Origin of the sequence: Sphingomonas sp. Root710 (assembly GCF_001429065.1) — a bacterium.
Taxonomy (GTDB): domain Bacteria; phylum Pseudomonadota; class Alphaproteobacteria; order Sphingomonadales; family Sphingomonadaceae; genus Rhizorhabdus.
Window position 1 is genome coordinate 98,921 of sequence record NZ_LMIB01000015.1, and the last position, 18,955, is coordinate 117,875.

Annotated in this window: 20 protein-coding genes, 1 tRNA gene and 1 pseudogene; 10 read left to right on the forward strand and 12 right to left on the reverse strand. The window is 65.2% G+C overall.

Annotation, left to right across the window (positions count from 1 at the left end; translation table 11 throughout):
• Window position 1: 1 nt before the first annotated feature.
• Window positions 2-535: a hypothetical protein gene (locus tag ASE00_RS15490; RefSeq protein WP_056381958.1), complete on the reverse strand. Its 534-nt coding sequence runs from the start codon at window positions 533-535 to the stop codon at window positions 2-4.
• A gap of 82 nt (window positions 536-617) precedes the next feature.
• Here ASE00_RS15490 and ASE00_RS15495 point away from each other — a divergent pair.
• A tRNA-Arg gene (locus ASE00_RS15495) sits at window positions 618-694 on the forward strand.
• A 248-nt stretch (window positions 695-942) separates the two neighbouring features.
• On the opposite strand, the pseudogene ASE00_RS24495 reads toward ASE00_RS15495, so the two are convergent.
• Window positions 943-1,149: pseudogene (locus tag ASE00_RS24495) on the reverse strand (HGGxSTG domain-containing protein); the annotation flags it as partial.
• Window positions 1,146-1,466, reverse strand: coding sequence for a hypothetical protein (locus ASE00_RS15505; protein WP_235538706.1), 321 nt, complete (start codon window positions 1,464-1,466; stop codon window positions 1,146-1,148). The gene ASE00_RS15505 and the pseudogene ASE00_RS24495, both read right to left, overlap by 4 nt.
• 179 nt (window positions 1,467-1,645) lie before the next feature.
• Between ASE00_RS15505 and ASE00_RS15510 the strand changes: the two genes are divergently transcribed.
• Complete coding sequence (locus tag ASE00_RS15510) at window positions 1,646-1,798, forward strand: hypothetical protein (RefSeq protein ID WP_162256470.1); 153 nt, start codon at window positions 1,646-1,648, stop codon at window positions 1,796-1,798.
• Window positions 1,799-1,820: 22 nt separating this feature from the next.
• Here the strand turns inward: ASE00_RS15510 and ASE00_RS15515 are convergent, their stop codons facing one another.
• The 4 genes from ASE00_RS15515 to ASE00_RS15530 are packed head-to-tail and all read right to left on the reverse strand — an operon-like array spanning window position 1,821 to window position 6,563.
• On the reverse strand, window positions 1,821-2,777 hold the full coding sequence (locus tag ASE00_RS15515; RefSeq protein WP_056381963.1) for a hypothetical protein: 957 nt from the start codon (window positions 2,775-2,777) through the stop codon (window positions 1,821-1,823).
• Window positions 2,774-3,841, reverse strand: coding sequence for a DUF262 domain-containing protein (locus tag ASE00_RS15520; protein WP_056381965.1), 1,068 nt, complete (start codon window positions 3,839-3,841; stop codon window positions 2,774-2,776). The genes ASE00_RS15515 and ASE00_RS15520 overlap by 4 nt, the downstream gene beginning before the upstream one ends.
• Window positions 3,841-4,893 carry a BsuBI/PstI family type II restriction endonuclease gene (locus ASE00_RS15525; RefSeq protein WP_056382600.1) on the reverse strand — a complete coding sequence of 351 codons (1,053 nt, stop codon included), beginning with the start codon at window positions 4,891-4,893 and terminating at the stop codon, window positions 3,841-3,843. The genes ASE00_RS15520 and ASE00_RS15525 overlap by 1 nt, the downstream gene beginning before the upstream one ends.
• A gap of 5 nt (window positions 4,894-4,898) precedes the next feature.
• Complete coding sequence (locus tag ASE00_RS15530; protein ID WP_156405462.1) at window positions 4,899-6,563, reverse strand: Eco57I restriction-modification methylase domain-containing protein; 1,665 nt, start codon at window positions 6,561-6,563, stop codon at window positions 4,899-4,901.
• Between the two features lie 844 nt (window positions 6,564-7,407).
• On the opposite strand from ASE00_RS15530, the gene ASE00_RS15540 reads away from it, so the two are divergent.
• The 3 genes from ASE00_RS15540 (at window position 7,408) to ASE00_RS15550 (ending at window position 10,392) form a co-directional block, all read left to right on the forward strand.
• A complete protein-coding gene (locus ASE00_RS15540; RefSeq protein ID WP_056381972.1) occupies window positions 7,408-7,809 on the forward strand; it encodes a response regulator in 402 nt (133 codons plus the stop codon).
• Between the two features lie 97 nt (window positions 7,810-7,906).
• Window positions 7,907-9,772 (forward strand): PAS domain S-box protein, encoded by a 1,866-nt coding sequence (locus ASE00_RS15545; RefSeq protein WP_056381974.1) that lies wholly within the window; start codon window positions 7,907-7,909, stop codon window positions 9,770-9,772.
• Window positions 9,769-10,392, forward strand: coding sequence for a response regulator transcription factor (locus ASE00_RS15550; RefSeq protein ID WP_056381976.1), 624 nt, complete (start codon window positions 9,769-9,771; stop codon window positions 10,390-10,392). The genes ASE00_RS15545 and ASE00_RS15550 overlap by 4 nt, the downstream gene beginning before the upstream one ends.
• Before the next feature lie 6 nt (window positions 10,393-10,398).
• Here ASE00_RS15550 and ASE00_RS15555 read toward each other — a convergent pair whose 3' ends face one another.
• On the reverse strand, window positions 10,399-11,889 hold the full coding sequence (locus tag ASE00_RS15555; protein ID WP_056381977.1) for a thymidine phosphorylase family protein: 1,491 nt from the start codon (window positions 11,887-11,889) through the stop codon (window positions 10,399-10,401).
• Window positions 11,890-12,095: 206 nt separating this feature from the next.
• Here ASE00_RS15555 and ASE00_RS15560 point away from each other — a divergent pair, with 206 nt between their 5' ends.
• Together ASE00_RS15560 and ASE00_RS15565 are read left to right on the forward strand one after the other, a co-directional pair.
• Window positions 12,096-12,764: an NAD(P)H-dependent oxidoreductase gene (locus tag ASE00_RS15560; protein ID WP_156405463.1), complete on the forward strand. Its 669-nt coding sequence runs from the start codon at window positions 12,096-12,098 to the stop codon at window positions 12,762-12,764.
• Between the two features lie 43 nt (window positions 12,765-12,807).
• On the forward strand, window positions 12,808-13,191 hold the full coding sequence (locus tag ASE00_RS15565; protein WP_162256471.1) for a c-type cytochrome: 384 nt from the start codon (window positions 12,808-12,810) through the stop codon (window positions 13,189-13,191).
• A 4-nt stretch (window positions 13,192-13,195) separates the two neighbouring features.
• Here ASE00_RS15565 and ASE00_RS15570 read toward each other — a convergent pair whose 3' ends face one another.
• The gene (locus tag ASE00_RS15570; protein WP_056381983.1) at window positions 13,196-14,773 is read right to left on the reverse strand and encodes an MBL fold metallo-hydrolase RNA specificity domain-containing protein; all 1,578 of its coding nucleotides are present in this window, start codon (window positions 14,771-14,773) and stop codon (window positions 13,196-13,198) included.
• A gap of 146 nt (window positions 14,774-14,919) precedes the next feature.
• Here ASE00_RS15570 and ASE00_RS15575 point away from each other — a divergent pair, with 146 nt between their 5' ends.
• Window positions 14,920-15,471, forward strand: coding sequence for an HdeD family acid-resistance protein (locus ASE00_RS15575; RefSeq protein WP_056381985.1), 552 nt, complete (start codon window positions 14,920-14,922; stop codon window positions 15,469-15,471).
• A gap of 34 nt (window positions 15,472-15,505) precedes the next feature.
• Here the strand turns inward: ASE00_RS15575 and ASE00_RS15580 are convergent, their stop codons facing one another.
• From ASE00_RS15580 to ASE00_RS15590, 3 genes are all read right to left on the reverse strand, one after another.
• Complete coding sequence (locus ASE00_RS15580; protein WP_156405465.1) at window positions 15,506-16,021, reverse strand: GNAT family N-acetyltransferase; 516 nt, start codon at window positions 16,019-16,021, stop codon at window positions 15,506-15,508.
• A 128-nt stretch (window positions 16,022-16,149) separates the two neighbouring features.
• Entirely contained in the window at window positions 16,150-16,545 is a 396-nt protein-coding gene (locus ASE00_RS15585; RefSeq protein ID WP_056382601.1) for a cupin domain-containing protein, read from the reverse strand.
• A 47-nt stretch (window positions 16,546-16,592) separates the two neighbouring features.
• Entirely contained in the window at window positions 16,593-16,925 is a 333-nt protein-coding gene (locus ASE00_RS15590; protein WP_056381989.1) for a TraR/DksA family transcriptional regulator, read from the reverse strand.
• Between the two features lie 304 nt (window positions 16,926-17,229).
• On the opposite strand from ASE00_RS15590, the gene ASE00_RS15595 reads away from it, so the two are divergent.
• On the forward strand, window positions 17,230-18,267 hold the full coding sequence (locus ASE00_RS15595) for a zinc-dependent alcohol dehydrogenase family protein (protein WP_056381990.1): 1,038 nt from the start codon (window positions 17,230-17,232) through the stop codon (window positions 18,265-18,267).
• On the forward strand, window positions 18,264-18,941 hold the full coding sequence (locus ASE00_RS15600) for a hypothetical protein (RefSeq protein ID WP_200957947.1): 678 nt from the start codon (window positions 18,264-18,266) through the stop codon (window positions 18,939-18,941). The genes ASE00_RS15595 and ASE00_RS15600 overlap by 4 nt, the downstream gene beginning before the upstream one ends.
• Window positions 18,942-18,955: the final 14 nt, after the last annotated feature.

An 18,955-nucleotide genomic window follows, 5' to 3' on the forward strand; every position in this document is an offset into this window, starting at 1 on the left:
GTCAGCCCGCGATCAGGCTGGCGAGCAGCGCGCGCCCGGCCTCGTCGAGCGCCTGGACCTGCAACCCCGCCTCGGCGATCGCGGCGGCCTCGTCGGCGCGCCCCGCCTCGGTCGCCGCCTCGCGCCGCCGGTCGAGCTCGGCCAGCGCCTCGCCCACCGGCGCGCGCAACGATTCGACGTCGCTATAGGCCTGCTGCCCGACCACCCAGGCTTCGCTGCCCTCCGCCGCGGTGCGCCCGGCGGCGATCTGCGGCCGGGCCTTGTCCAGCGCCGTACGGAAGGCCGCGTCCGCCGCCTGCGCCCGCGCGACGATCTGCGCGATATCGGCCGAGGCGGGCAGCGGCGTTGCCGCCGGACCCGCGACCGGCGCGGCGGGCGCAGGATCGGCCTGCATCACCGCCCGCTCGACGGGGCGCGGCGCGAGCGACGGATAGCCGCTGCGCGTGTCGGCGCAGGACGCGAGGGCGGACAGGGCGGCAAGGGCCGGCAAGGCGGACAACACCGGCAGCGCGGCGGCAAAACGGGGGATCATCATCGCCCCGGGTCTAGGCTTCGCAGAAAATCTGCGCAACGGGGTTGCGCCGCGCGGCCAACCCGACTAGCTAGCCCCCCACAACGCGCCCGTAGCTCAGCTGGATAGAGCATCAGACTACGAATCTGAGGGTCGGACGTTCGAATCGTTCCGGGCGCGCCATATTTCCCCATAGCATCGTCACGACGCGGCACGCCGAAGGCGGCCGACTTTCCGGGTGCATGGGGTTGTTCGGCGAATTTTATGTTCGGCGCGCGCCCGTCCCTTCCAAAATCGGCCGGCAGGCGCGGCGCCGGCATCACCACAAGCAGGCCCGCGCGGGTGGCGCGCATATAGCGGGCGATCGCGCGGACGGGCGCGGAGCGGAGGCCATGCTTCCAGGCATTGCGATTGCCGCGCGGCGCGCCGCTGCCCCGCCCGCCATGCATGCGGCAGCGATGCGCCCCGCGGATCGCGGGCGACTGACAGGCCGCCCCGCTGCGCGTGCGCGCGCCGCAGCGGGGCGCGGCGGCGAGAATGGCGGGCTGCCCGGCGGAAGCGAAGACGGGAGCGGAAGCGGAAGCGGCGGCAGCGCGCGCGCCAGCGGCACCGGCAACAGCGGCGGGGGCGAGGTTCATGCCCGGTCGTCCGCATCGCCCTGGCGCGCGGCGCGCCCGACACGATCGGCCTGATCCGCCCGCGCGATCGTCTCCAGCGCGGCGCGGCAATTGGACTGCGCCCGGAGCGCCAGCCGGATATAGGCCTGGGCGTAGCCAGGCGCATCGGGGAAGATACTCGCCCCATAATCGCGCAGATCATAGAACATGAGATGGAGCGACGCCGACTGCTCGGCGAGCATCTTGTTCAGCATCGCCATCGGATCGTCGGGCCATTCAGGGATGGGAATGACGGGCGCGGGTTCGGACTGATCGTCCTCGCTGATCAACTGGCTCATGGGCGGCTGCACTCCTGCAAAGACAGCCGGAGACTATAGTCGAAACGGGCGAGTTTACAAGAACAAAATAAGAACAAATCTTTCGGACTAGCTATGCTTATGGTAGATGGAGAAGAGCATATGTGCTCGGCCGAAACCGGGTTGCGACATTGCTTGGCTCGCCCAAGCGGCTGCGCTCCGTGTTGCTTAACACGATCGGCGAGGTCGTTCCCTACGCTCGTGAAACGCTGCTGCGCGTCGCCAGCGAAGCCCACCACCAGCTCGCTGACCGCGCCCGCCTCGCGCTCGCCGCCGGCTGCCGCACGCCCGTCCCAAAACCACATGCCACCTGAGTCAACGAGGAATAGCAGCCAATCAGTCGGCCGGGACGATGAGGAAGCCCGGATGGTGCGTAGCTAGCCACTCGGGGCGGTCAGCCTCGTAGAGCACGAACCGCCTTTTTCCCGGATTGCGCCCGGCGTAGCGGCGGAGGTCGGCTTCGCAGTTGGCGATGACCAGTTGAACCGCACGTTGATAGGGACCAACGTCGAGGGGCAGGGCACCGGCACCCGCCAGCCAGTCGACGAAGATGTCGACCTCAATTTTCACGAGGCGGAGCATACCGCGGACATTCTGAGCAAGACGCCTGCGATCGGTGGGGAGCTGGTCCGCCGGCCAGGCGTCTAACGCGGTCATCAGGGCCTTAAGCTCAGCGGTCTCTTTGTCTTCACGGGCAAGCTGGCCGGCACCGGCCAGAACGTCGGCTTTCTGGATAGTTATCTCCGCGTGCTCAAGCATAGCCCGAACCTGGAAGGCAATACGTTCGCGCGCCCAGCTAAGCTGATCGGATTTATAGAGCAGGTCGTGGGTCGCGATGGCCCACGCGTGCATCAGGAACGTCTTGAGCTGGATCTCAAAAATCAAACCGTCGGCCGGAGATGGGCGGGTGCCAGGCGTCGGCTTCAGACGGACGTAGAGACGCAAATCGTCGAAGACAAAGTTTGATGGCGTCGAGCTCGTCTCCTCCGGAATCGGCGGCTTGCGATATACGATGTCGCAGAAGGTCTCCACCAACTCGAGAGCCGAAGCGATCTGGGAGCTGTTCTGAACGACAATTGTGCAACCGAGGAAGTCCTCCATCTGATCGACTGCCAACACGCGTCCGGTCTCAATCTTCATGGCGAAGCTGTCGAGCTCCTTCACCCTCGCCTCGTAGTGCCAGCGGCGCCGAGAACACTCGAGTCGGAACTTATTTTCGGCGAGTTGGCCCAACTCCTCGAAGCCGGCCTTCTGGATTGTCCAGCTCTCGCGGAGAGCCGCCCGGACCTTCATGGGATGAGCTGCAGGCCTTCTTCAAGCGCCCCTGCGCGCGCTCGGCGAGGGGTTTCATCGGTAGATGCGCCGGACAAGTTCACGCCAAACCGGAAGGCTGCGGCCATGAGCTCATAGCCGGGTTCGCCCTCTTTCGGGAGAGCGAGCGGCATTTCCGTCGTCGTTTTCACGCGGTCGAGGAAGTCGCCAAGCCGGCGGCCGAACTCGATTGGATCACGGTTTGGGTCGAAGTGCGCCTGTAGATAGCCCCAGACGCTATAGAAGGTGGCCTGATTGCGAAGGGGCGCGCGAATCCGCTCTTCGACGTCCCAAGCTTTTGAGAGGAACTCCCGACCAGTCATAAAGCGGGCTTCGAGGACGTCGGTCGTCTCCGGCAGGACGGCTTCTTCGCTGGATTCGTAGTAAGCATAGGCCTCGTCGAGCGCACCTTGGCTAAAACCTTGGATGTCTCCGGTGATCGTTGCGAGGAACAATTCCGAGATGAACTGGACGTCCGCCATACGTCTGGCCCGAGCTTTCGTAACGACGCCGAGTTTTTCCCAAGCGGCCTCATTGGACTGCGCCTCAACGAAGTTGATGAACCAGCCCTCGAACTTGGCATGGCGAAGTTCCTGCGCCGTAAGCTTCCGGCTGTTGCGGTTGATCCGCTCGAAGATGTTGTTGACGATGGTGTCGTCCACGACCGGTAAGAACTCTACCGAAACGGAATAATTCCAGAAGCGCTCTTTGCCTTCGCGATCGAGTTCCGAGAACTTTTTGCCCGCAAGCCGGGGGTCGCTGATAGTAAGCGGAATCCGCAGCTTGTCAGCGGCAAAAAGTAGGATTGTCTCAAGCCGCTGCTTACCATCGACCACATGGTGGATCGAGTTACCCGCTTCGTCGAAGGTTTTGTGCAGGAAGACTGCTGGCACCGGATAGTTATTAAAGATGGTGTCGAGGAAATATCGGCGGTCGCCCGTCGTCCATACGCTGCGACGCTGATAGGGAGGGTCTAGGTCGAGTTGGCTGTTACGGTTGAGGTCGAGGAACCACGAGATGTCTTGGGGGCGAGGCTGTCGTTGCATTAACCGATCGTCCTTCGCGTTTTGGTGAGCTCGAGCAAGCCTTCGGGCTCCGACATAAACCAGGCGTAGCTTCCCCAGGCCAGCGTCCCGATAGTCGACCGGAAAGGTGCCGCGCTGCGGTCGAGATAGGCTGTGACAAACGCTACATGAGCCGGGGGGAAGCCGGCTTCGGCGACAAGCTGCCGGAGTGCCTCCATACGGCGCTCGCTTACAGGTCCATCCGTCGCGACCACCTCGACGAAGACGAGAAGCGGATCAGCAGGCCCAAGATCGACGAGGATGATGTCGGGCAGATTCTGGTCGGCTTTGACGTTGAGGCCTATCGCCTTAGCGCGTGCCTCGTCCAGCGTTGTGACTTTCTCCGCGCTGTCGCTGGTGGCGATGACGACGGGCTGGGCTAGGAAGCGCGGCGCGAAGTCCTCGATGATGGCTTTCGTAATGTTGGCACTTGGCCCCGGCCGCATCCGGCGCGTTTCGCCGTTCGGGAAGGTAATCAGGACGTCGTCGTTCCCGGTTGTAGCGCCCTGTAGGGTCAGCGCGATGCGCGCTAAAGTGCCAGGCGACAAGGCGGAGCTACGCCAGGCTGTGATAGCTGCCGCGAGCGCCTCGCCCTCTAGCGAAGGATCGAACAATGCGGCGAAGCCGGAGGAGAGAACGTAACGGGGCTTGTTCGCCGTGATCGTCACATTGGGGTCGGCAATGACCGCACCGAGCGGAACGAGGGTCTCGCGCAGGACGTCGTCGCGAATTGTCTCTCGGCTGTTGTCCTGATACCATCGGGTCGTACCTACGGCTTGGCCCCTCCCTCGCATTGCCTTCGCGAAAGCCTCCCGGTCTTTGCCGCTGGTAAGTGCCGCCTGCTCTTCGGTCATCCGGTAGATTGGCTTCGGCTGTAGGACTTCGGTACCGCCTTCGACCGCGTTGATGTAAAGCGCAACAAAGATGGTGGCCGCCGCCGCCGGACTTATGGCGTATGTTCGGCGCGGGATGCCGTTCGGGAAGATTTCTGGTAGCCGGGTCCGAATCTGGTCACGGGTCAGAAGGTCAGGCATCTCGGTCAAACGCGGGCCTGCTTGTAGAGTGCGACGATCGCCGCTTCGATGTGATCGCGATCGGCACCGCGCGCTACGAGCCGTTCAACCGCCGTCATCTCCGCAGCGGTGGGCAAAGGCAAAGCTTCAAGCTCGAAGGCTGAGACGGCGACGCTGCCATTGATGCAGCGGAAAAGCTGATCGGCGGCCGCGCTGTTCAGAAAGGCCGCGACAACGGCTGGCGAAACCTTCGGCGACGCGATAGGCCGGACCATATTCAGATGATTCTCGACCACCACGCCGCCTTCTGCATTGATGAAGGCTTGCGGAAGCTCGGCCGCGATGAGCCGGCGTGGTTGTTCCTTAGCGGTCGTGCGGTGAACTAGAACGCAGGCTTGGTCGACGACTAGCCAGGCGTCGCCGCGCTCGATTTTGAAATAGGGGGCGTGTCCCCGTCGCTCGGCGCGATGTATGAAACGTCCGTCCGTTGTGACCGCCTCTGCCCAGATGAGGGGGCGCGTCTGCTTACTTGGGCGGTCCTTCAACTGAGACTTGAACCGATTCCAGACCAAGGGGCCGGTCGAGACTTGATAACCCCAATCGGCTAGGCGACAAGCCATGCGCTCGGCGGTGGCAATGAGCTTCGCTTGATGCGGTTCGCGCGGTGCCAGCCACGGATCCGAGGCGGTCGCCGGCAGGGCGACCGTGCCGTTGCGAACGAGACGGGTTTCCGCATCATCCGTGAGTTGCAAGTAGTGAACTTGGAAGCGGCTCGCGTTCTGGCCACGCCGGTAGACGGCCAGCAACGTCTCCTGAAGTACATCCTCGAAGACGCCGCTGCGCGCCTGGACGAAGTCCACCGCGACAGGCGGAGCCTCTAGCGCAAGCATTGACCGGAGCGCCGAGAAATATTGGCCGCCGAGAAAGCTCGTCGGGGTCAAATAGGCTATTACGCCGTTGGGTTTAGCCCAGCGCACAGCAATATCGGTGAAGACGCCGTAGAGGTTCGCGTGGCCGTAAAGGCTGCGTGCGAACCGCGCCCGCTGATCGGGCGTCAGCGTCAGCCGGCCGTAGGGAGGGTTGCCTACGACCAGACCGTAGTCTTCGGTGGGGGCCTCCTCAATCGTGTCGGCGACGTGGACAACGATCGGCACGGGCCGGCGCGCACGCGCAGCGAGGTCAGCCAGTTCGATTTCGACGGCCGCCTGGCCGAACCAAGCGGCGTAGGGGTCCAGTTCGAACCCCTTAAGCCGTGTGCCAATCTGCGCGAGAGCGAACACCGGGTCGACGCTCGCTAGGGCCATCCGCATGCGACGCGCTGCCGGCACGAGGAACGCGCCGCCGCCGCTGGCCGGGTCCAGGATCGAAGCCGTGCGCCAGTCGACGCCATGTTCCCCGGCAAGGTCTAGTAGACGCTCGGCAAGAGCCGGTGGCGTATAGAACGCGCCGAGCGCGCTGCGCTCGCGGCTGTCGAGCAAGGTCGTGTATAGGCTGGTGAGTTGGAAGAGCGCCTCAGCTGGGGGCAAGGGCACAGCTTCCCTGCCGAGCGCCTCGGCCAACTGCTGTACAGCTAAGTCGAGTCTGCCATAGGGCTTGCTGAACGGGTCGCTGAACCTTGCCGTTGGGTAGGCATGGTTGCGATAGGATTCCATCGCCCGCTGCGTGAACAGCGCGGCCAGATCGCGTCGCATCGGCTCGGGGAGGGTCGCGGCCCAGGCGCGAGCCAACTGTCGCGTTCGGGCGAGTTCGTATCGGCTCGCTTTAATGTTGGTGACAGGGGAAGGGTGCGGCGCGGCCGTAAGACGGAGTTTCACGTGGTCACACAAGGACGCGCGGGCTGTCTAGGCATTGATTGCACATCGTCGAGCGGGTGGGACCTACGAGCATTGTCTTCTATCTCCAGTAGGTTGCGAGAGTCGCTCGATTTCAGTCCAATGGACAACGAAAATTCTGCCGACCGACTGTATGTCACGACCGGGTTTGAAGAGTCCATATCCGTTCGCAATGGGTTATAGCGGAGTAGATGCGGAATAACCGGTTGGCCGGACCCTGCCGTTCGATAAGCCGCGATGTAACGGCAGAAATGTCCCAAAGTCGGACATTTCTCGTCCCGCATTTAAGTTGGTAAATGAACAGCGGCTTTCAGGTACGGCGAGCGAGCGCTGAAGGCCTGGAAGTAAGGCAAATATCGAACGTCTCGGACAACCCTAACGCAACGCTAACCCACCGCAATCTCCCATCGGAAACACGATAGCCAACGCCTCCGCCAAAGCCCTGGGCTCCAGCGGCAACGAAAGCTCGGTGATCTCGCCGTCGAGCGCGATCTCGATCGTGCTGATATTTCCCTGGCACGCCCGCCAACTCGCATTCGCCGAAGGTGAAGTCGTTACTCGCTGGACGCGGCCGATAAGGGCGCGGAGGGCGAACCCGATTAAATACATCCGACCTGCATCAGTAACTCTACCAATCCCGCACCACCCCCCTGCGTGCGTAGGAAGAAGCGAGTTCCAGCATCGGGATGAGGCAAAGGCGAATATGACGGCGAAAAATAAGGCTCGTCTTCTGCTGATCGAGGACGATGCGGGGGTGCGGCGTTCCTTGCAGTTGCTTCTCCATGGCGAACGGTTCGAGGTCCATGCCTTCTCTTCCGCCGGGCCTGCGCTGGCGGAGATGGCGTTCTGGCAGCCCACGCATGCGGTGATCGACTATTGCCTGCCCGATGGCGACGGCGTCGAAGCGCTGCGCGCGCTGCGCGCAAATGGCTGGAACGGGACGGCAATCCTGATCACCGCGTTCGATACCCGGGATGTGCGGAAGGCCGCGGCCGACGCCGGATTCTCGGCGGTGCTTTCGAAGCCCTTCGCCGATTCCAGGCTGGTCGAAACGCTGCGGCGGGGTCAGGCGGCTATGGCCAGCGCGCCTTCGGCGACATTATAGACGTGGGTTAAAGGAAAAGGACGAGTCGGCCGTGTCTGGCCGCGCTCCGCCTTCTGGAGACCCAGCGGATGGAAAACGCCCTGGCGTTGCCTGACGAATGATGTTTTCAAGATCGGCGCTCCTCCGGCTGGCCGCCTATGGCCTGGCGATCGGGTCGGTATCGCTGGCTTTCGCGCTGCGGACCGTTGTGGACGGCCCGCTCCAGGCCAGCGGTCCTTATCTGCCGTTCATCCTTGCCATCCTCGTCACCGGTGTCGCCGCCGGGCCGGGGCCTGCCATCGCGGCGACGGTGCTGGCGATCGCCTGCCTCGGCTGGCAAGGCTGGACCGGCGGACCGGACGGGCTCGCCGGGCTGGCCTTCCTGGTCATAGCCGGGCTGATCATCCTGATCGCCTATTATGTCATGGGCCTGCGCAGCCGGTCGCGCGAAAGCGAACAGGCGGCGCGTCAACGCGCAGCCGACGCCGACCAGCTTGCCGACGAGCTCAACCTGCTGATCGACGGCGCGGCCGGCTATGCCATCTACATGCTCGATCCCCAAGGCCGGGTGACCATCTGGAACAAGGCCGCCGAACGGCTGGTGGGGTGGAAGGAAGGCGATGTCATCGGGCAGCCCTGCTCCGTCTTCTATGCCGAACAGGCGATCGCCGAGGGGAAGCCCGCGCTCGACCTTCGACGCGCGCGGGACGAGGGCCGGTTTGAGGAGGAGGACTGGCGCGTTCGCAAGAGCGGCTCCGAATTCCTGGCGCATGTGACCATGACGGCGCTGTATGACGATGCGGGCGCTCTGCGCGGTTTCGGAACGGTGGTGCGCGACATCACCGAGCAACGCGCCACCGAACGGCGGCTGGAGGCGAGCGCGCGGCAGTTCCGGTCGATCCTGGCGACCGTGCCCGACGCGATGATCGTGATCAACGACACGGGCGAGATCCTGTCCTTCAGCGCGGCCGCCGAGCGGCTGTTCGGGCTGGCCGAGGCCGATGTCGTCGGCAGCAACGTCAGCCGGCTGATGCCCGCGCCCTATGCTCAGAAACATGACGCTTTCATCGAACGCTATCTTTCGACCGGCGAGAAGCGGATCATCGGCATCGGCCGCACCGTCATCGGCCAGCGCGGCGACGGCACCACCTTTCCGATGGAACTGGCGGTCGGCGAGGCGATCACCGGGGGAGAGAGGGTGTTCACCGGCTTCATCCGCGACCTGACCGAGAAGCAGGCGACCGACGACCGCATCGAGGAGTTGCGGTCGGGCCTGGTCCACGCGGCGCGGGTCAGCGCGATGGGGACGATGGCGTCCACCCTGGCGCATGAGTTGAACCAGCCGATCACCGCCGTCGTGAACTATGTCCGCGGCGTCCAGAACCTGATGCGCGAAGACGATCCCGAAGACCGGCCGATGATCGAGGAAGCCCTCGACGGCGCCGCCAGCGAAGCGCTTCGCGCCGGTGGCATCGTCCGCCGCCTGCGCGAATTCGTCGCCAGGGGCGAGGTCGAGAAGAGCGTCGAGCGCCTGTCCGACCTGATCGACGAGGCGTCCAAGCTGGCGCTGATCGGCGCGCGCGAGAAGGGAATCGAAACCCGCGTCGACCTGGACCCGGCGGCCATGCTGGTGCTGGTCGACAAGGTCCAGACCCAGCAGGTCCTGATCAACCTGATCCGCAACGCGATCGAGGCAATGGGCGAGTCGCCCGTCCGCCGCCTGACGATCGCGAGTGCGGCCGAGGACGACGGCTTCGTGCGGATGACGGTGGCCGATACCGGCCCCGGAATCGCGCCGGAGATTGCGGAAAACCTGTTTCGGGCCTTTAACAGCACCAAGGCCGGAGGAATGGGCCTTGGCCTTTCGATCTGCCGGACCATCGTGGAAGCCAATGGCGGGCGGATCTGGGCGGAGCCGGTGGAAGGCGGCGGCACCGCCTTTCACTTCACATTGGTCCGCGCGGACATGGAGACTGTCGAATGAGTGACAAGCGCCTGATCCACATCATCGACGATGAGGAGAGCATCCGCCGGTCCGCGGGCTTCATGCTCAAGACATCGGGCTTCGCGGTCCGTACCTGGGAATCGGGCGTCGCCTTCCTGAAGGAGGTTCGCCATGCCGAAACCGGGTGCATCCTGCTCGACGTCCGCATGCCGGAGAAGGACGGGCTGGAGGTTCAGCAGGAACTCAACGAGCGCGGCGTCGGGATGCCGGTGATCGTGCTGACCGGCCATGGCGACGTCGGCATCGCGGTCAAGGCGATGAAGGCCGGCGCGGTCGACTTCCTGGAAAAGCCGTTCGAGGCCGCCGCGCTGCTGGAAGCGATCGAACGGGCCTTCGAACGGCTCGAGGCGAAGCATGACGCGGCGGCGCGCGCGGCCGAAGCCGATATTGCCCTCGGCGCGCTCACCGCGCGCGAGCGCGAGGTGCTCGAGGGGCTTGCCCAGGGTTATCCCAACAAGACCATCGCCTATGATCTGGGCATTTCGTCGCGGACCGTGGAGGTGCATCGCGCCAACATCATGACCAAGCTGCACGCGCGCAGCCTGTCCGAAGCGCTGCGGATCGCGTTCGCCGCCGGCATGGGCGAAGGCAAGGACTGACACCCGTTACTGGAGCGTATAGCCCGAACTACGCTCCGAAAGCGTTCGCGCGAAGGCGAGGCCCGCCTCCGAATGCGCGTGGATGCGGTACAGCGCATCCCCCGCGCGCGCCGGCTCGCCGACCTTCCTGAACAGGTCGATCCCCGCGCCCTTGTCCATCGGCGCGCCCGCCAGCCGCGCGATGCGGGCGATGAGATGACAGTCGATCGCGGTGACCACGCCGTCCTTCCAGGCAGGCGCTTCCCACGCGAAATGGCCGAGCTGGGGCTGCACCGGCTGGCGGCCCTGCGCGGCGATCAGCCGCTCCATCGCGGCGAGCGCCTCTCCCGATTCCAGCAGCGCCCGCGCCCGTGCGAAGCCCTGACCACCCGCGAGACCGGGATCGAAGTCGAGCACATGCCCGGCGAGCATCAAGGCCCGGTCGCGCAGGTCGCCGCACGCATTCTCCTCGTTGCGCAACACGCTCATCACGTCGCGCGCCTCGAGCACCGGCCCGATGCCCCGGCCGATCGGCTGCGCGCCGTCGGTCAGGATCACCTTCATGACGAGACCCAGCCGGCCGCCGACATATTCGAACAGCTTGCGCAGCCGGATGGCCTCGCTCTGCGAACGCACCTTGGCGGTGGGGCCGACCGGTATGTCGATCACCAGATGGGTCGAGCCCACCGCCAGCTTCTTCGAGAGGATCGACGCGACCATCTGATCGAACGTGTCGATGCGGAGCGGACGCTCGACCGAGATCAATATGTCGTCGGCCGGGGAAAGATTGACCCGCCCGCCCCAGGCGAGGACCGCCTTCTCCGCCGCCGCGATCGCCTGCAACCGGTCCGGCGACAGATCGACATTGGCGAGCACCTCCATCGTGTCGGCCGTCCCCGACGGCGAGGTGATCGCGCGCGAGGATGTCTTGGGCATGGTCAGGCCATGCGCCGCGACGATCGGCACGACGATCATCGACGTCCGGTTGCCGGGGATACCGCCGATGCAATGCTTGTCGACGATCATCGGTATGTCCCAGCGCAGCCGGTTTCCCACCTCGGCCATGGCCCGGGTCAGCGACAGGGTCTCCTCGGTCGTCATGAAACCCGCGCAGGCGACCAGAAAGGCCGCTATCTCCATCGGCGAATATCGAAAGGCGGCGACGTCGCCGATGATCGCGCGGATTTCATGATCGACGAGGGTCTCGCTACCGATCTTCCGGCGAACCGCCTCCAGGCTGTCGGGCGGCGTCGCCTGGGCGATGTCCACCATCGCGCCCTCGGGCAGGCCGAGCCGCCTGAACGCCTGTTCGCCGAGGCCGATCTCGTCAGCGCCCAGCAGGCCCGCGTCGTCGACTATCGCGAGCGTCGCTAGGATCTGCCGCGGCCCCTCGCCTATCTCGATCTTCCGCAACGCCTGGAATTGCTCCGGACCATAGCCGTTGTTGCCGCGCGACAGGAACACCGTGTTTTCCGGGTGGGTGTCGACCGCGACCCTTCTGATCCTGAACTTGTGCACGAACGCCCCTCTGCAATGGAACAGCCATGCATGTCGTCGCGCCGCCGCTCAGGCGCCATGCGTAACTTCCCCAAGCCGCAACGGCATCGGGAGCATCGTGACCGATAGGTAGACTTCCCAATGGGCCGCCTGCCCGCCCGGATTTAGAGAGGCCGTCAATATTGCGGCAAACCGATCTGCGCGCTCGGTCCGTGAAGGAGGTTGCGATGTCTTCGATCGACCGGCCCGTTCGCCACGCCGTCATCCTCGCCCATCCAGACGCCCACAGCTTCAATGCGGCGATTGCACAGACCTATTGCGACACCGTGCGCGATCAGGGCCAGGAGTTCGTGCTGCGCGACCTCTACAGGATGGGCTTCGATCCGGTGCTTCGCGAAGAGGAACAGCCCGGGGCGCCCGGCTTCCACGTCTCCGCCGACGTCAGGGCGGAACTCGAGGCGCTGGAGGGCAGCGATATCTTCACTTTCATCTATCCGATCTGGTTCGGCATGCCGCCCGCCATATTGAAGGGCTATATCGACCGCGTCGTCGGCAGCGGCGTCACCGTCAGCCAGATCCGGAAGCGGCACGGCCAGGGTCTGCTCAGCGCGGCGCATCTGCTGTGTATCACGACGTCCGGCGCACCCGAAGCCTGGCTCAACGAACAGGGCCAGGTTCAGGCGCTGCGCGAGATTTCGACCCGCTATCTCTTCCGCGCCTTTGCGATGAAGTCCGCCCGCACGATGCACATCGGCGGCATCGTCGAAGGCCTCGGCAAGCTGTTCGCCGATCGCCATCTGAACGACGTCCGCGAGGAAGCCCGCGCCGTCTGCGCCAGGCTCTATGCCGAACGCCGCGGCATGGCGCCGCTGCAGACGATCGGTGACGGTAGCTGAAAAGATGGCCCGCACCGGCAGTTGCGCAAACCATATGGCGCGAATGAAGGCGCTGGTCCCGCTCGGATGCACGCTGTCGGCGGCGATGTTGCTGGTGGCCTGCGCCACGATCGCCCGGCCCCCCGCGCCGCTCTCCGCCCGCGACCTGACCGACCGGCGTTGCGGCGGCTGTCATGCGATCGGCCTCGACGGGGCCAGCCCGCATCCCGACGCTCCACCGCTGCGGGATCTGTTCCGGCGCTATCCGATATACGCCTTGCCGGGAGCTCTGCTGCAAGGCGTCGAGATCGGGCATCGCGACATGCCGCGCTTCATCCTGGAGCCTGACGAGACCGCAGCGATCATGTCCTATCTCGACAGCATCAATCCCTGCGCCCGGCCATCGTCGGATGACGCGGCGATGGAGCGTTGTTTCGGCCCAGACTGACGCGTCAGCCGTGGCGTCGGGGCCGCTCCCGCTTGTCCTGATAGGCGGTCAGCACCCGCCACATCTCCGCTATGGCGCGGCGGCGATCGGCCGGCTTGGTGATCGCTTCGAGCTCGTGCTTCAGCCGCAGCGAGAAATCGGCATAGTCGTTCTGCCAGTCGTGCTCGACCGCGCCCTGCAGGACCGGATCGCCCGTTTTCGTCCGCTGTGCCGGCTTGCCCGCCGCAAGGTGGTAGCGCTCGCCGATCGACGGGCAGCGTATGTCGGCCTTGCCCGCACAGGCGAGCGCCAGCGACGCGATCGCCTCGGCCTCGCCATGGTTGAGGAACAGGCTCCCGGCGATCGGCCGCCGCGCCTCGATCCAGCTGAGCAGATCGTTACGATCGGCATGCGCCGAATAGGTGTCGATCGAGCGGATCTGCGCGCGGACGGCGACGTCATGGCCCGAAATGCGGACCCGGTTGGCGCCTTCCGAGATCAGCCGGCCGAGCGTCCCGCGCGCCTGATAGCCGACGAACAAGATTGTCGAATCCGGGCGCGCGAGATTGTGGATCAGATGATGGCGGACGCGCCCGCCCTCGCACATGCCCGATCCGGCGAGGATGATCGCGCCCGACATCGCATTCAGCCGCATCGATTCGGCGCTGGTCTCGGTGAAGTGGAACGCGCTGTGCGAAAAGACCGCGCCATCGTCGGTGCCGTCGATGCCATTGCTGGCGAAGACCGAGGTGACGCGCGTGGCGAGCGGGGAATCGATGAACACCGCCTGGGGCGCGAGTTCGCCGGTATCGAACAGGGTCGCCATGTCAAGCAGCAGCTCCTGGGTACGCTCCACCGCGAACACCGGGATGATCAGGTTGCCGCCCGCGGCCCGCGCAGCTTCGATCACCGCCTTCAGCTCCTGCCGGCGCTGCAAGAGATCGGCCGGCGGCCGGACGCGGTCGCCATAGGTAGATTCGCAGATGACATGGTCGACGCCCGCGGGCCCGCGCGGCGCGGCCTCCAGCGAAGCGATCTTGCCGCCGAGATCCCCGGAGAACAGCAGGGACACGCCCCCGGCCTCCACCTCGATCGACGCCGCGCCGAGGATATGTCCTGCGTCCCAGAAGCGGGCCCGGACGCCGTCGCACGGTTCGAACCATTGCTCCAGGCCGGTCGTCCGCACGAGGTCCATCACCCGCTCGGCGTCGAGCGGGGTGTAGAGCGGGTCGTGGCGACGGCCATCGGCGCGGTCCCTGCGGAGATTGTGGTGGCGTGCGTCGCTCACCTGGATGCGCGCCGCGTCGGCCAGCATATAGCCGATCAGGTCGCGGGTCGGCGTCGTCATCCAGATCGGACCGGCATAGCCTTCGGCGGCAAGCCGCGGGAGCAGCCCGCTATGATCGATATGGGCGTGGCTGAGGATCACCGCATCGATCGACCGCACGTCGAAGCCGAAGGGCTGATGGTTGAGATGCTCCAGGCTGCGCGGCCCCTGGAACAGCCCGCAATCGATGAGCAGGCAGCTCTTCCCGGCGATGACCTCGGTGCAAGACCCGGTCACGGTCTGGGCTGCGCCATGGAACTGGATATCGAGCGACATGAACCTCTCCTTCGAAAGGCCCTCGTGCCCGATCGCCAGCGTGACTCGAATAGGGGATTATCCCAAGGCGAGGGCGTCCGTATTTTCACCAATGGCGGCCATGCCGGCGGGTGGAGGAAGGTGGGGGCCAGTAGAGGGAGGCCAGGATGCTTGAACCACATGATGCCTATGGCGAACAGTCAACGCTGCGCGAGCGGTCGATCTCGGTCGGCGGCGCGCTGTGTCTGTTGGGGGTGGCGAGCTGCGTCACCCTGTTCCTGATCGACCGGCTCACCACCTTCGAGATCAGCATGGCCATGCTGGCTGCGGGCATACTTCAGGTCAGCCATGCCTGTGCCGCGCGGCGGCGGGGTTGGCCCTTGTTCACCGTCGCCGCCTCGATCGTCTATGTCTGCGCTGCGCTCGCGCTGCTCTTCCAGCCGCTCATCGACAAGCAATGGATTACCCTGCTGCTCGTCGGATCGCTAGCCATGGCCGGGATCAGCCGCCTGGCCACCGCCGCGCGGCTCGGCGCGGCACTACGGGGCTGGGAGGCGCTTTCCGGGATCACGACGCTCGGCGTCGCCGCGATCATAGCGGCGGGCCTGCCGGGCATATCCTTATGGCCGCTGGCTTTCGCCATCGCGCTCGATCTGATCGTCGAAGGCGCGGCGCTGGCCAATATCGGCTGGGCGATACCCGCGACCGGCAAGCGCTAGCACCGCGGCACCGGCGCCGGCGTGGTGGCAACCTTCAGAACCGCGCCTCCAGGATGATGATCGAGGGGTCCCCCGAATCGATGGCCTTGAACCCCATCTCGCGCTCCAGCTCGACTGCGTAATGATTTTCGCGGCTCTCAATGCATTGAAGCCGCTTCACGCCGCGCCGCTGCGCCTCATGAGCGACATGCTCCAGCAGGGTCCAGCCGATACCGCGTCCCTTGACGTCGGCGCGCATCGAAATGGCCACCTCCCCAACGTCCATCGCTGGAGCACAGGCCAGCATGGCGGTGGCGACCAGGCGATCGTCATTGTCGAACGCCAGGAAGCTCTCGGTCTGCCAATGGTCGACGCGGACGAGCTGCGCCAGCTTGTCATGGCCGACATGGTCGAGGGCGGACAGGAAGCGAAAGCGCAGATCCTCGGGCGATACCGCGGCGAAGAAATGCTCGAGCAGCGCCTCATCGGTCGGTTCGGCCGCGCGCACGGCGAGTTCGAAGCCGGTACGGGTCTTGAGGGTGACGGTGGGTGAGGGCGGGGCAACCAGCATGGCATTTTCCATCCGAAAAAGGTCTGCCGTCCGGATATGGCGTCACGGCGCGCCGCTATATTGGTAGAGTCCCTTACCCCTGCCCCTTCGCTCTCCCGAACGATCCTCCCGATGGCGGATTCGTTCGCTCATTCGGTGGTGCGGCCGTCGAAATGCTCATGCTGTGCTTCGGCATCCCGCTTCGAAGGGTGTACCGTCGCATCGACATGCTCGGGCGGGCCATAGATCGTATAGAGCCGCAACGGCCCGGCGCCCGTGGCCCTGACATTGTGCTGCGCGCCCTGCGGAACGACGATGCCGTCGTCCGCCTTCACATTGTTGCACAGGCCATCGATCCAGACCTCGCCCTCACCGTCCTCGATCCGAAAGAACTGGTCGCGATCGGAATGGACTTCCTCGCCGATCTCCTCGCCCGCCGGGATCGTCATCAACACGAGTTGCAAATTGTGGCCGGTGTAAAGCACGCGGCGGAAGTCGTCGTTTTCCAAGGTGAGGCGCTCGATATTTTCCACGAAACCCTTCATGATGTTCATTCTCCTGCGGACGGCCGGCGTGAGGGGACAATGCTCTGTCAGGACGATGCGTTGCTCTGCGCGCATTCGATGCACAGCGCCGCCGCCGGCTGGGCTTCGAGGCGCGCCGCGCCGATCTCCGCGCCGCAGCCGGCACATAGGCCATAGTCATCCGTTTCGAGCCGCAGCAGCGCCCGCTGGATCGCGGCGATCTCCTCGCCCAGCATAGCGTCGACCGCGCTCAGGGCCTCGTCGTCCTCCAGATCGATCGCCTGCTCGGCGCTGTCCTGCTCGAGCGGATGCTGGAGATCCCGCTCGATCGCTTCGCTCCGCGCCTGGAGCTCGATGAGCCGCGACCGGAGTAGTGTCGCGATATCGTCATGGTCGCGCATGTCCTGTGGTCCTCCCGCTAATGATGCGGGAAGCGATAGGGCGGGCCGGACCGGCTCCCTATGGGGAAGAATACGGATGGGGAACGAGGAGCCCTGTTCCGCTTGCCCTTGCTGGTCGCACGCCCGCCACCCGGAGCGATTTCCAGGCAGATGGAAATATCGGCCGGCTCGGACATCGCGTCCGCCTTTTTCGAGCCTCCGAGCCGTCGCGTGTCGGGGAATCTACGAATGTTCGCCGCCGGGGCCGCGGGCCATCACGCCGCCATTCGGCCTCAGGGCCATCTGACATCGATGGAGCAGCGCGATGAAGGCGCTCGTTTATCACGGCCCTGGGCTGAAGAGCCTCGACGACCACGCCAGGCCAGACATCACGGCGCCCGGCGACGCCATCGTCAGGATCACGCATACCACGATCTGCGGGACCGACCTCCATATCCTCAAGGGAGACGTGCCGACCTGCACGCCCGGACGCATCCTCGGCCATGAGGGCGTCGGCATCGTCGAGAGCGTCGGGGCCGGCGTATCTTCCTTCCGTCCCGGAGATCATGTGCTGATCTCGTGTATCTCCTCCTGCGGCCGCTGCGAAGCGTGCCGGCGCGGCATGTATTCCCATTGCGAGACCGGCGGATGGATTCTGGGCAATGTGATCGACGGGACCCAGGCCGAATATGTCCGGATCCCGCATGCCGACACCAGCCTGTACCGCATACCCGCCGGCGCCGACGAGGAAGCGCTCGTCATGCTGAGCGACATTCTGCCCACCGGGTTCGAATGCGGCGTGCTCAACGGCAAGGTGGAGCCCGGCGCCAGCGTGGCGATCGTCGGGTCGGGCCCGATCGGCCTGGCCGCGCTGCTCACCGCCCAATTTTATTCCCCGGCGCGGATCGTCATGATCGACATCGACGATAATCGCCTCGACGTCGCGGCACGGTTCGGCGCGACCGACATCGTCAACAGCGGCCGGGAGGATGCCGCCGCCGCGGTGCGCGCGCTCACCGATGGACGCGGCGTCGATACCGCGATCGAGGCGGTCGGCATCCCGGCGACCTTCGAGCTTTGCCAGGACCTCGTCGCGGCGGGCGGCATCATCGCCAATGTCGGCGTGCACGGCCACAAGGCGGACCTGCACCTCGAACGGCTCTGGTCGCAAAACATCGCCATCACGACGCGGCTGGTGGATACCGCTACCACGCCGATGCTGCTGAAGACGGTCATGGCCGGCAAGGTCGATCCCCAGCGGCTGATCACCCACCGCTTCTCGCTCGCCGCGATCTTCGAGGCATATGATATCTTCAGCCGCGCCGCCGAAACCAACGCGCTCAAGGTTCTCATCACGCCATGACCCAACGCCTCGAAGCGCTGGCGGCGGAAATCGTCCGGCTGCAGGGCGAGCTCGATCGCGAGATCGAGCAGCGGCGCAAGGCCCTGGGCTGGTCGCTCAAGGGGCGCTTCACCGCTTTCGAGCAAGGACTGGTCGCGGAGCAGCGCAAGCTCCGCACGGGTCTGGCTTCCTATCTCCGCCGCTCCTCGGCCGGCGCGATACTGACCGCGCCGCTGATCTATTCGATGATCGTCCCGCTCATCCTGATCGACCTGTGGACGAGCCTCTATCAGGCCGTCTGTTTCCGGGCCTATGGTATCGTCCGCGTCCGGCGGTCGGACTTCATCGCTCTCGATCGCGGCGGGCTCGCCTATCTTAACGGCATCGAGGCGCTCAACTGCCTCTATTGCAGTTATGGCAACGGCGTCATCGCCTATGTCCGCGAGGTATCGAGCCGCACCGAGCAATATTGGTGCCCGATCAAGCATGCGGTGCGGATCAGCGCGCCCCACGATCGGTATCGCGCCTTCCTCGAATATGGCGATGCGGAAGGCTATCGCTCCCGGCTCGATGCTTTCCGCGCCGCGCTCCGCGACGATTCCGGTCAGGATCCCGGCGAGCCCTCGGCGCCCGGCGTCACGATGGCACCGGCATCCGTATCATCACGCATTTCTGGCGAACCAGGCGCCCCCTAGCCTGCGTGCGACCA